Source organism: Polaribacter sargassicola (genome assembly GCF_021991835.1).
In the GTDB taxonomy this organism is placed as follows: Bacteria; Bacteroidota; Bacteroidia; order Flavobacteriales; family Flavobacteriaceae; genus Polaribacter; species Polaribacter sargassicola.
In genome coordinates, this window is sequence record NZ_JAHDAU010000001.1 from 306,169 (window position 1) to 319,510 (window position 13,342).

At 31.1% G+C, this 13,342-nt stretch carries 8 protein-coding genes; 5 read left to right on the plus strand and 3 right to left on the minus strand.

Going from position 1 to position 13,342, the window contains the following annotated elements:
• Positions 1 to 46: 46 nt before the first annotated feature.
• Entirely contained in the window at positions 47 to 406 is a 360-nt protein-coding gene (gene trxA, locus KI686_RS01280; RefSeq protein WP_237587417.1) for a thioredoxin, read from the minus strand.
• A 201-nt stretch (positions 407 to 607) separates the two neighbouring features.
• On the opposite strand from trxA, the gene KI686_RS01285 reads away from it, so the two are divergent.
• Positions 608 to 2,767 carry a prolyl oligopeptidase family serine peptidase gene (locus KI686_RS01285; protein WP_237587418.1) on the plus strand — a complete coding sequence of 720 codons (2,160 nt, stop codon included), beginning with the start codon at positions 608 to 610 and terminating at the stop codon, positions 2,765 to 2,767.
• Positions 2,768 to 2,803: 36 nt separating this feature from the next.
• Here KI686_RS01285 and KI686_RS01290 read toward each other — a convergent pair whose 3' ends face one another.
• A complete protein-coding gene (locus KI686_RS01290) occupies positions 2,804 to 3,859 on the minus strand; it encodes a flavin-containing monooxygenase (RefSeq protein ID WP_237587419.1) in 1,056 nt (351 codons plus the stop codon).
• 242 nt (positions 3,860 to 4,101) lie between these two features.
• Here KI686_RS01290 and KI686_RS01295 point away from each other — a divergent pair, with 242 nt between their 5' ends.
• Entirely contained in the window at positions 4,102 to 6,177 is a 2,076-nt protein-coding gene (locus tag KI686_RS01295) for a M13 family metallopeptidase (RefSeq protein ID WP_237587420.1), read from the plus strand.
• A gap of 281 nt (positions 6,178 to 6,458) precedes the next feature.
• Complete coding sequence (locus KI686_RS01300; RefSeq protein ID WP_237587421.1) at positions 6,459 to 7,382, plus strand: ABC transporter ATP-binding protein; 924 nt, start codon at positions 6,459 to 6,461, stop codon at positions 7,380 to 7,382.
• A 71-nt stretch (positions 7,383 to 7,453) separates the two neighbouring features.
• On the opposite strand, the gene KI686_RS01305 is transcribed toward KI686_RS01300, so the two are convergent.
• Positions 7,454 to 10,282: a VPS10 domain-containing protein gene (locus tag KI686_RS01305; RefSeq protein WP_237587422.1), complete on the minus strand. Its 2,829-nt coding sequence runs from the start codon at positions 10,280 to 10,282 to the stop codon at positions 7,454 to 7,456.
• Between the two features lie 165 nt (positions 10,283 to 10,447).
• Here KI686_RS01305 and KI686_RS01310 point away from each other — a divergent pair, with 165 nt between their 5' ends.
• Together KI686_RS01310 and KI686_RS01315 are read left to right on the plus strand one after the other, a co-directional pair.
• Positions 10,448 to 11,767 (plus strand): DEAD/DEAH box helicase, encoded by a 1,320-nt coding sequence (locus tag KI686_RS01310; protein ID WP_237587423.1) that lies wholly within the window; start codon positions 10,448 to 10,450, stop codon positions 11,765 to 11,767.
• A 229-nt stretch (positions 11,768 to 11,996) separates the two neighbouring features.
• Positions 11,997 to 13,289 carry an aminopeptidase P family protein gene (locus KI686_RS01315; protein WP_237587424.1) on the plus strand — a complete coding sequence of 431 codons (1,293 nt, stop codon included), beginning with the start codon at positions 11,997 to 11,999 and terminating at the stop codon, positions 13,287 to 13,289.
• The last annotated feature ends 53 nt before the right edge of the window (positions 13,290 to 13,342 follow it).

Here is a 13,342-nt window from a genome sequence, read left to right on the forward strand (position 1 = left end):
TTAAAAAACTCAGGATTTAATTTATATACTTTTAAAAGTATTTTTTTTACTTTTCTACCTTTAAAACCTCTGCAATAATACGTTCTAAATCTGCTTTTGGTAAAGCTCCATTTGCCATTTGTGGTTCTCCTTCTGCTGGGCAAAACAACATAGACGGTATACTTCTAATACCAAAAGCTGCCGATAATTCTTGCTCTGCTTCTGTATCAATTTTATAAATGTCTATTTTACCTGCATATTCTTCTGATAAAGTTTCTAAAATAGGAGCTAACATTTTACATGGTCCACACCAATCTGCATAAAAATCGATTAATGCTGGTTTATCTCCTTCAAATTTCCATTCTTTATTTTCTTCAAAATTAAACACCTTTTCTAAAAAAGTTGCTTTTGTTAAATTTTCTGTCATAATTTAAAATATTTTTTTCGACAAAGTCGAAATTTTACACACTTGTCATTCCTGCCATAGCAGAAATCTGTTTTCACAAAAGTAGTCGTTTTTTTGGGCGGATGATTACAAATCCTAATTTTGTAAATTATCAAAATGTTAAAAAAGGATAACTATTTGAATATCTTTAAAATAACTTCTATTTTTAAAGTAAAAAAATATATGAAAATCAAAATTATTCCACACATTATTTTAGCAAGTATTACTTTAGCTTCTTGTACCAAAGACATAAAACAAAAAACTATACAAGTGAATTATCCAGAGACTGTAAAAAAACCAGTTGTAGATACTATTTTTAACACAGCTATAACCGACAATTATAGATGGTTAGAAGACGATAAAAGCAATCAAACTGAAGCGTGGGTAAAAGCACAAAACGCTGTTACTTTCGATTATTTAAACAAAATACCTTACAGAACTCAATTAAAATCTCGTTTATCAGAAATGGTAAACTACGAAAGAATTGAAACTCCTTATACAGAAGGCGAATACACCTATTTTTCTAAAAATGATGGTTTGCAAAACCAAAACGTAATTTACAGAAAAAAAGGAAATTCTGAATCAGAAATTTTCTTAGATCCGAATACTTTTTCTGAAGATGGAACAACTTCTTTAGGTACTTTAAGCTTTTCTAAGGATGGAAAAACAGCTGCATATGCTATTTCTGAAGCGGGGTCTGATTGGAGAAAAATTATAGTACTAGATGTAGCATCTAAAACCATAAAAGAAGATACTTTGGTTGATGTAAAATTTACTGGAATTGATTGGTATAAAAATGAAGGATTTTATTACTCAAGTTACGATAAACCTAAAGGAAGTGAATTGTCTGCTAAAACTGATCAACATAAACTATATTATCATAAAATAGGAACATCACAAAAAGAAGATAAGGTTATTTTTGGAGCAACTTCCGAAGAAAAACACAGGTATGTTTTTAGTAATATAACAGAAGACAACAAATATTTGTTGATTTACGCAGCTGTTTCAACCTCTGGTAATAAGTTATTTATTAAAGATTTATCAAAACCCAACAGTAAATTAATTACGGTTTTAGATCATACCAAAAGTGATACTTATCTTATTGATAGTAGAGATAACATATTGTATTTGGTAACCAATTTAAATGCTCCAAATAAAAAAGTGGTTGTTCTTGATGTAAATAATCCCACCTCAGAAAACTGGAAAGATTTTATACCTGAAACAGAAAATGTGTTGACGCCTTCTACAGCTGCTGGATATTTTTTTGCAAGCTATATGGTAGATGCTGTATCAAAAATATTACAATATGACTTTGATGGAAACATAATTCGCGAAATAAAACTACCTGGCTTAGGAACTGCTAGTGGTTTTGTAGGAAAAACCGCAGACAAAGAAGTCTATTTTTCTTTTACCAATTATAAAACACCTAGTTCTTCATTTCAATTAAATCCAAAAAACGGTACATATACAACATATTGGAAACCTGCTCTAGATTTTAATTCTGATGAATATTTAAGCAATCAGATTTTTTACACATCAAAAGATGGTACAAAAATTCCGATGATTATTACACACAAAAAAGGATTAGAATTAAATGGAAAAAATCCAACTATTTTATACGGTTATGGAGGATTTGATGTTAGCCTAACACCAAGATTTAGTAGTGCTATGGCTGTTTGGATGGAACAAGGAGGAATATATGCAATACCAAATTTACGTGGTGGAGGTGAGTATGGAAAAAAATGGCACATTGCTGGTACAAAAATGCAAAAACAAAATGTATTTGACGATTTTATTGCTGCAGGAGAATATTTAATTAAAAACAATTATACCTCTTCTAATTTTTTAGCCATTAGTGGAGGCTCTAATGGAGGTTTACTAGTAGGTGCAACAATGACACTAAGACCCGATTTAGCAAAAGTGGCTTTACCCGCAGTTGGCGTTTTAGACATGTTGCGTTATCATACTTTTACTGCTGGCGCAGGATGGGCGTATGATTATGGTACTGCAGATGATAGTAAAGAAATGTTTGAGTATTTAAAAGGGTATTCGCCAGTACATAATGTAAAAAAGGGAGTGCAATACCCTGCAACATTAGTAACCACTAGCGATCATGATGATAGAGTAGTACCTGCACATAGTTTTAAATTTGCAGCAGAATTGCAAGAAAAACAAAGTGGAGATAATCCTACTTTAATAAGAATAGAAACCAATGCAGGTCATGGAGCAGGAAAACCAATTTCTAAAATTATTGATGAAATTGGAGATACTTTTAGTTTTACGTTATTTAATATGGGATTTCAACAATTACCAAATCCGCCAAAGGCGACACTTAAATTGTAGTTTATAAAAGAACTAGATAGATAAAAAAGATAGCTGTTATTTATGGCTATCTTTTTCTTTTTTAGCAAGATGGTTGCATAAGTATTTTGCATCTTTTTTAACACCACCTAAAGTAGCAGAACCTCTTGTGTATAACCAAGGCAAACCAATAAAATACAAACCTTCTAAATTGCTTACACCTCTGTAATTTTTTGGGTATTGGTCTTTGTCTAACTCAATATTTTCAATCCAATTAAAATTTGGTTTAAAACCTGTTGCCCAAACAATATTTTTAATATCGTTTACTTTTTGTTTTTCAAAAAAGATACTTTCTTCATTAGCATCTAAAGTTCTACCAACACAAATTATATTTTCTTTTTTAAACAAGGTTTTTACATCTGTACCAATTACAGGTTGCCCACTATTACTTAATTTTTTTCCGATAAAAGAATATTTATTTGCTGATAAAAAACCAACTTTACTAAACCACCACCACAATGTTTTACCTAAAAATTCTTGTGGTAAAGAAGCTATATTTGTGTTGCCAGAAAAGTAAACTTTTTTCTTAATTTCAGAAATTTCTTTTAAAATTTGTACACCAGAGTCTCCGGCACCAACTACTAAAGTTGCACCTTCTTGCAATTGATCAGGACTTTTATAATGTTCACTATGTATTTGAAAAATGTCTTTTGATATTTTTTTATCACAACTCGGTGTAAATGGTTTGTGAAAAGGCCCTGTGGCAATAATTACATTTTTTGCTTTAAAGGTTTTGGTTTTACTTTTTAAAATAAAAACTCCATTTTCTTTTTTTAAAGAACTAACTCGTTGGTTAAATTCTATAGGAATCTTAAATTTAAAAACATAGGCTTTTAAATAATCTGCAACTTCAAACTTGTTTGCATAATGCCCTTTTTTGTACGGAAATTTCATTCCGGGTAAACTATTAAATTCCGAAGGCGTAAATAATTTTAAAGAATCCCATCTTTTTAACCAAGGTGCACCCGTTTCTTTATTGGCATCAACAATTAAAAAATTAGCCTTTTGTTTGGTTAAATGATATGCAATTGCAAGCCCAGATTGGCCAGCTCCTATAATTATATAATCCTTCATAAACAGTTTTCTCTACACAAAGCTAGTATAATTAAAAAACTGACAACAAAATTATCTAAATAGTTTTAATTATTATTTGCCAATTGATTTACAAATAGTTGTAATTTAAAATTTCTTTATCTTTGATACATAGCTTAATCAATCTTTAAAAATTAAGATAAATTAAATTGTCTTAACTGTAACAATTTGCAATTTTAAGGACTAATTAAGCAACTTAAAATTAACTCAAATCAAAAATAATAATGAAAACAATTAAAAAAGTATTTTTTGTTTCCGCCATTGCTTCTTTAACCATGGTAGCTTGTAAACAAGATAAACCAGCAGAAAAAACTCCTGGTATTGCTTTAGAAAATATGGATACTTCTGTAAAACCAACAGATGATTTTTTTAGACACGTAAACGGAACTTGGGTAGACAAAACAGAAATTCCAGACGACCAAACTTCTTGGGGTGGTTTTAATGAGCTTCGTAAAAAAACAGATGCAGATGTTTTGGCTATTTTAAACCAAGCAATTGAAGAAAAAGATTTTCCGAAAGTAAAAGATGCTAATGGAAATGAAATAGATTCAGATCAAGAAAAAGCAGTAAATTATTACCAAACAATAATGGATACTGTTGCTAGAAATACACAAGGCAAAGCACCTGTAATGCCATATTTAGCAAAAATTGATGAAATTAAAACTAAAAAAGACATAGAAAACTACTTAACAAATATGGCACCTTACGGTGGTGGTGGTTTTTACGGATTTAGAGTTGGTAATGATTTAAAAAACAGTAGTCAATACGCAGGTTATATGGGGGCTGGTTCTTTAGGTTTGTCTAGAGATTATTATATTGATGCTAAAGTAAAAGACAAATTAGAAAAATACCAAGAGTTTGTTTCTAAAATGTTACAAGAATTTGGTGATGATGCAACTACAGCAAAAAATAGTGCTGCTACAATTGTTGCTTTAGAAACTAGTTTAGCTACACCAATGATGTCTAAAGAAGAGCGCAGAGATACTCGTAAAATTTACAACCCAATGTCTGTGGCTGAGTTGCAAAAATTGGCTCCGGCAATTGATTGGCAAAATCATTTAAACGGTATTGGAGTAACAGATTTAGAAACTATAATTGTAACAGATCCTGGTTACTTTAAAGCTTTTAGTACTATTTTTACAAAAACACCAGTTGCAGATATTAAGTTGTTATTACGTTGGAACACTATTAACGGTGCTTTATCTTCTCTATCTACAGATTTAGAAACAGCAAGTTGGGAGTTTTATAGCAAAGAAATGCGTGGTGCAAAAAAACAACGCGCAAGAGATGAACGTGCTTTAGGTGGCGTAAATCGTGCTGTTGGTGAAGCTTTAGGAAAACTTTATGTAGAAAAAATGTTTCCGCCAGAAGCTAAAGTAAAAGCTAAGGAAATGATTGATAATGTAATGCTTGGTTTCGAGGCAAGAATTGCTCAATTACCTTGGATGAGTGAAATTACTAAAGAAAAAGCTTTAGAAAAATTACACAAATTAACGGTTAAAATTGCATATCCAGATGTTTGGAAAGATTATTCTGCTTTAGAGATTAAAGGTATAGAAGAAGATGGTTCTTATTTTGAAAACAACATCAACCTTAGAAAATGGAACTACAACAAAAACATTGCAAAACTAGGTAAAGAAGTAGATAGAACAGAATGGGGAATGTCTCCACAAACTGTAAACGCTTACTTTAATCCTCTAAATAATGAGATTGTTTTTCCTGCAGCAATTTTACAACCTCCTTTTTACGATTATAAAGCTGATGAAGCTGTAAATTATGGTGGAATCGGAGCTGTTATCGGTCACGAAATTTCGCATAGTTTTGATGATTCTGGTGCTCGTTTTGATGGTGATGGAAACCTTAAAAACTGGTGGACAGAAGAAGACTCAGAAAAATTTGCTGTTGTTGGCGATAAATTAGTAAAACAATACAGCGATATTGTTGCTATAGATAGTATGCATTTAAACGGTAAATATACTTTAGGAGAAAATATAGGAGATTTAGGTGGTGTACAAGCTGCTTACGAAGGCTTGCAAATTTTCTTAAAGAAAAACGGAAGACCAGCAGATATTGATGGTTACACGCCAGAACAACGTTTCTTCCTTTCTTGGGGAACTATTTGGAGAACAAAAATGCGTGATGAAGCTCTTAAAAACTTAATCATGACAAACACACACTCTCCAGGAATGTACAGAGCGTATATGCCGCTTAAAAACGTAGATGCTTTTTACGAAGCTTTTGATGTTAAAGAAGGAGACAAAATGTATTTAGCGCCAGAAGATAGAGTTAGAATCTGGTAAGGTTGCAAACCTTTTTAGTATAATTTAATTCTCTTTGTAAAAATTATATCTTAAAATTAAAACCGATGCGAAAGTATCGGTTTTTTCTTTGGGCGTTACCACAAGGGTCACGCTTTCCGCACTCGCTTTTTTTTTCGCTACGCTAATTGCACTTCATAAAAATACATTTTTATGAAATCCAATATTAAAAAAAGAGCTCAAACAAATGCTACAATCGTTAACGCAACATACTTATCTGCTTTTAGCAACATCAAATCAAATAGAAATCTTATTTTTGTAAAATGCTAAAAATCGAATCTATCTCTTTTTCTTACCATAAAAACAAACCCGTTTTAAACGATTTTAACTTTACATTACAACAAGGAGAACACCTTTGTATAATGGGAGAAAGTGGTTGCGGAAAATCGACACTTTTAAAAGTTATTTATGGTTTAATCGATTTAAATAAAGGTAAAATATTTTGGAAAGACACACAGATTTTAGGTCCAGAACATTTTCTTGTTCCTGGTTTTAAAAACTTTAAATATGTAGCACAAGATTTTGATTTAATGCCATATATTTCTGTATCAGAAAACATTAAAAAATTCTTGTCGCGTTTTTATCCAGAAGAAAGCGAACTTAGAACGCAAGAATTACTCGATGTTATAGAAATGAAAGCTTTTGCAAATGTAAAAGTAAAAAACTTAAGTGGTGGCCAAAAACAACGTGTTGCCATTGCAAGAGCTTTGGCAAAAGAACCAGAATTATTGTTATTAGATGAACCTTTTGGCCAAATAGACAATTTTAAAAAGAACTCTTTACGTAGAAGGTTATTTAATTATTTAAAGAAAAAAAATATTGCTTGTATAATTGCAACACACGATAAAAATGATGCACTTTCTTTTGCAGACAAACTTATTATTATAAAAGACAATAAAATTTTAGAAAACAATTCTCCAAAAGAAGTTTATAACCATCCAAAAGAAAAATACATTGCTGCATTATTTGATGATGTTAACGAAATTATTATCCAAAATAAAACCGTTTTATTATACCCACATCAAATACAAGTTATTGATAAATCCGAAGAAAAAGCTACGGTTTTAAATTCTTATTTTAAAGGTTCTTATTGGTTAATAGAAGCAAAATTTAATAAGCAAACTATCTTTTTAAACCACACTTCTATTTTGGATAAAGACACCATAATTAACCTTCAATTTTTATAAAATTTCCATTTTATAAAAAAACAGCAACCTAAGTATAGATTGCTGCTTTATATAAAGTTTTTAAAATAATTTTACTTTACTTCAAAAGTACTTTTTGCATCACCAATTGTAACAGTATATTTTCCTTTTGGTAAATAATAAAAACCATTATCAGATTTCTTAAGTTTTGCTTTCTTATTTTCTTTTTGGTAAGCTTTTAATCCGCTTTTAGAAAAAGAAACATCGTAAATTGTTTCGTTATATCCTTTATCTGCATCTACAACCATAGTGTTTATTTTTACATCGCCAGCAAAAACATTAACAGTTACTTTTTTATTAGCATTTGTGTAAAAAGGAATTGTAACTTCTGGCGTACTTGCTTGTCTCCAAGGGCTTCTAGTAACACCCCAACGTCTATTTTGTCTAATATCTTCTATCTTAAAAATAGCTATAGATTTGGCTAAAACTTCTGGTGTAATCTCTTGCAAAGCTGCAATGTTTGTTTTGTACAAACTACGCCCATGTGTACCAACAATTAAATCTTTTGCCGTTGGCTGAATTACTAAATCGTGTACAGCAACATTTGGTAAATTTTTACTAAAAGCTTGCCAAGAAGTTCCTTTATCAAAAGAAATATACAAACCATTATCTGTACCAACATATAAAATGTTTTCGTTTTCTGTATCTTCTTTTATTACGTTTACTGCAGATGTTGGAATAGATTTACCAATATTTTTCCATGTTTTTCCAAAATCATCAGACATGTAAACATATGGCGTAAAATCATCATAACGATACCCGTTTAAAGTAGCGTAAACACGTTCTTTTTTAAATTTTGATGCAATTACTCTAGAAACCCATAAATCTTGCGGAAAATCATTAGAAACTTTTGTCCAACTTCCTCCTCCGTTTGTTGTTAAACTAATAACTCCATCATCAGAACCTGTGTAAATCAATCCAAATTTAAACGGACTTTCAGAAATTGTAGTTAATGTTCCGTATGCTACATTTCCTTTTTTTCCTCCTTGAGTTAAATCATCAGAAATTTCTTCCCAATCATCTCCTTTATTTAAAGAGCGGTGTAACTTGTTGCTTCCTAAATATAAAATATCTTGATTGTGTGGTGATAAAAGAATTGGAGTTTGCCAATTAAAACGGTAAGGTTTTGCTTTTTTAGCTGGTTTTGGCTGAATGTATTTTCTACTTCCAGACTCTAAATCTAATCTAAAATAACTACCAAATTGAGAACCTGTGTACACAATATTTGAGTTTCTGTTATCAATTTGAACTTGCATTCCGTCTCCGCCCATTATAGACTTAAATGGGTTTTGACCAGATTGTTTCCAACTCTTATTAACTCTTGCATTATTTGGTCCAAACCAAACACCATTATCTTGTAAACCTCCGTAAACATTGTAGTTTTTTTCATTATCTACATTTACCGAATAAAACTGGCCAACTGGAATATTATTTAGCTTAATCCAGTTTTCTCCATCATCATAAGAAATATTTAAACCACCATCGTTACCTTCTACTAAATGCCCCGATTTTTTAGGATTTACCCAAAGTGCTTGATGGTCTGAATGCACGTTTTCTTTACTAATAGAAGTAAATGTTTTACCACCATCTTTAGATTTTATAATACCAACACCTAAAATATAAATTCCGTTTTCATCTTGTAAATCCACTCTTATTTCTCCAAAATAATATCCGTAAGAACTATAAATTCCGTCTAAATAATTAGTGTGTGTTTTTTTCCAAGTTTTACCTCCGTTAGTTGTTTTAAAAACTTCTGCACCAATTACTGGCTCTTCAAAAGCTACAGCCATTTCATCATCTAAAAAAGTCATTAATTCTTTTGGTTTCATCCCGCCAGGGCTTAACAACTGTTTTACACCTTCTGCTCTAAACTTTTCTCTAAAACCATATTCTTTTAAATACGTATTTAAGGTTTCGTTTCTAAGAGCTAATACTTCTGCAGAAGTTAATTTGTTAAATTGTTCTTTTGTTAAGTTATAAGAAACTTTTTTATCATCTTTTGGTTTTCTTCTGTACTGACTGTCATGTAAAGCATACACTGTGTTTTCATTAAAAACAGCTAAACCAATTCTACCAACACCGCTTCCTGTAGGAAAACCACTTTTATCAGCAATTTTGGTCCAAGTATTACCAGCGTCTGTACTTTTATAAATAGCAGAATTTTCTCCGTCTCCATCAAAATCCCATGCTTTACGTTCTCTTTCCCAAGAGGCAGCGTACATTACATTAAAATTTTCTGGTGCAAAAGCTATATCTATAACTCCTGTGTTTTCATTTATAAATAAAGTTTTAGACCACGTTTTTCCTCCATCTGTAGTTTTAAAAATTCCTCTTTCTGCATTTGGAGAGTATAAATGACCAATTGCACCAATAATAACCTCATCAGCATTATTAGGATTAATTAAAATTCTACCAATGTGGTGAGAATCTGGCAAACCAACATTTATCCAAGTTTGTCCTTTATCTGTAGATTTTAAAATTCCGATTCCGGCATAAGAAGAACGAGAAGAATTATTTTCTCCTGTACCAACCCAAAGTGTTCCGGTTTGCCAATCTACAGCAATATCACCTACATTTAAAGTTGCTGCATTGTCTAAAATTGGGGTTAATGTTGTACCGTTATTGTTTGTATAAAACAAACCACCAGAAGCGTAACCTACATAAAATTCGGTAGGGTTTTCTGGGTTTACATCTATATCTACCACACGACCACTCATTACCGTTGGTCCAATATTTGTAAATGCAACATTCTTTACTAAAGAAGAATTTGTTATTTGAGTTTTCTTTTCTAAAGATTGTTTAATAACATCTGGTTTTGTTGGCGACTGCGCAACTAAAGCTACTGAAAAACAGAGCGATAAAAGAGTAAAAATAGATTTCATAAAAAGTTTGAATTTGGTTTGAAAAGCTGAAATTACTACTTGTAACATCAATATCAAAAAAATTAACATAAAAAGGAATGTTAATAAAAAGTCTACGCCAATTTTAAACAATGTATCTTTGTAGGCTGAAACAACTACATAAAGTTGGTTTCAAAAATAATTTTTATGACATTTTCAGATTTAGGTTTATCTCCGGCAATAGTAAAAGCAGTTGAAGAGAAAGGATATACCAAACCATCCCCAATACAAGAAAAAGCAATTCCACATATTTTAGAAGGTAAAGACATTTTAGCTTCTGCGCAGACAGGTACAGGAAAAACAGCAGGATTTACATTACCTGTTTTACAATATTTAACAGACACAAAACACCCAAAATACAGACCTTTACGTGCTTTAGTTTTAACACCTACTAGGGAGTTAGCTGCACAAGTGCATGATAATGTTAGAGAATACAGTAAATATGTAAACATTAGGTCTAGTGTAGTTTTCGGAGGAGTAAAAGCTGCTAGCCAAATAGCTACTTTAAAAAGGGGTGTAGACATCTTAGTTGCAACACCAGGTAGATTATTAGATTTACATGATCAAAAAGCAGTTTCATTTAAGAGAATTGATATTCTAATTTTAGATGAAGCAGACCGAATGCTAGACATGGGTTTTGCTAGAGATCTAAATAAATTAATAAGCTTTATGCCTGTAGAACGTCAAAATTTGATGTTTTCGGCTACTTTTTCTAAAGACATTAAAAAATTAGCAGAAGGAATTTTAAAAAACCCTGTTTCTGTAGAAACAGCACCACAAAATTCTACTGCAAAAAAAGTAACTCATAAAGTTTTTAAGGTTGATAAAGGCAAAAAAACTACGTTGTTAATTAAGTTAATAAAAGACGGTAATTGGGAACAAGTTTTAGTTTTTACAAGAACAAAACATGGTGCCAATAAACTAACACAAAAACTAATAAAAGACGGTATTTCTGCAGCTGCAATTCATGGTAATAAAAGCCAAGGAGCAAGAACAAAAGCATTAAAAAACTTTAAAGATAATACCATTAAAGTTTTGGTAGCTACAGATATTGCTGCACGTGGTTTAGACATTCCGTTACTACCTTATGTTATTAATTACGAGTTACCAAACGTACCAGAAGATTATGTACACAGAATTGGTAGAACCGGTAGAGCTGGTGCTGCTGGAGAAGCAATTTCTTTAGTTTGTAGCGAAGAAACAGAATACCAAAACGAGATTGAAAAACTATTAAAAGAAAAATTAAAATCTACTGTTTTAGACGGTTTTGAACCTACAGATACAACACCACCTAAAAGAGCTGCAACTCAAAGCAAAAGTTCTTTTGGTAAAAAGAAAAAAACTACAAACACTAGTTCTTCTCAAGGAAATAAACCAAAAAGAAAACCTCATTTTAAAGGAAATAAACCTGCAGGTTCTACTTCTGGAAGAGGAAGAACTGGAGCACCAAAAAAGAAACGTTTTTAAAAAAACAAAATATTTAATTTATAATTGTCCTGCAAGATTAACAATCCTTGCAGGATTTTTTTTGTTATAATCTTAAACCCTTAACATTTATAAGAACATCTTTTTTAGCCTTTTTACAAAAAAATATAATAGAAAAACCTGCTTAAACACCCAAAAAAACAAGTTTTGTAATTAAAATAATTGCTGCAAAAATATTGCTACCTTTGTGTTTCAACATAAATTTTACAGTATGAAATACGATAAAATAGACTCAAAATTATTTATAAAAAACCGTAAAAATTTTGCTTCGGCAATGAAGCCAAACAGTATTGCGGTTTTTAATTCTAACGATATTTATCCAATAAGTGCAGATAGTACAATGCCATTTGAGCAACATAGAGATATTTTTTTCTTAAGCGGTGTAGACCAAGAAGAAAGTGTCTTGTTTTTGTTTCCAGATTGCCCTAATGAAGATTTACGAGAAGTTTTATTTGTAAGAGAAACTAACGAGCATATTGCAGTTTGGGAAGGCGAAAAATTAACCAAAGAAGCGGCTTTTAACACATCTGGAATAAAGACAGTTTATTGGCTACAAGATTTAGAAAAAGTATTGTTTGAAATGTCTACGTACGCAGATACTTTTTATATTAATACCAACGAACATTACAGAGCAAGTGTAGAGACAGAAACAAGAGAAGATCGTTTTACAAAATGGTTATTAGCAAAATACCCTGCACATTCTGTTGCAAAAAGTAATCCTATTTTACAGCGTTTGCGTTCTGTAAAAGACCAAATAGAATTAGACTTAATGCAACATGCTTGTAATATTACAGAAAAAGGCTTTCGTAGAATTTTAGGTTTTGTAAAACCTGGTGTTTGGGAATATGAAATAGAAGCAGAATTATTACATGAGTTTGTAAGAAATAGATCTAAAGGTTTTGCTTATACACCAATTATTGCAAGCGGAAATAATGCCAATGTTTTACATTATATAGAAAATAACCAACAATGTAAAAGTGGCGATTTAATTTTGTTTGATATCGCTGCAGAATACGCAAATTATAAAAGTGATTTATCTAGAACAATACCTGTTTCTGGTAAATTTTCTGACAGGCAAAAAGCTGTTTACAATGCTGTAAATAACGTTAAAAAAGAAGCTACAAAAATGTTACTCCCAGGAACTATTTGGAAAGAATATCATAAAGAAGTTGGTAAAATTATGACTTCTGAATTGTTAGGTTTAGGTTTATTAAACAAAGCAGATGTACAAAATGAAGATAAAAATTGGCCTGCTTATAAAAAATACTTTATGCACGGAACTAGCCATAACATTGGTTTAGATACTCATGATTATGGTTTGCTACATGAACCTATGCAGGCAAATATGGTGTTTACTGTAGAACCAGGAATTTACATTCCAGATGAAGGTTTTGGTATTCGTTTAGAAGATGATGTTGTTATACAAGAAAAAGGAGAACCTTTTAATTTAATGCAAAACATACCAATAGAAGCAGATGAAATAGAAGATTTAATGCAATCTTAAACTATAAATTTATAGTGTAAAAAAAAGCGAGTTTTTAAAAAACTCGCTTTTTT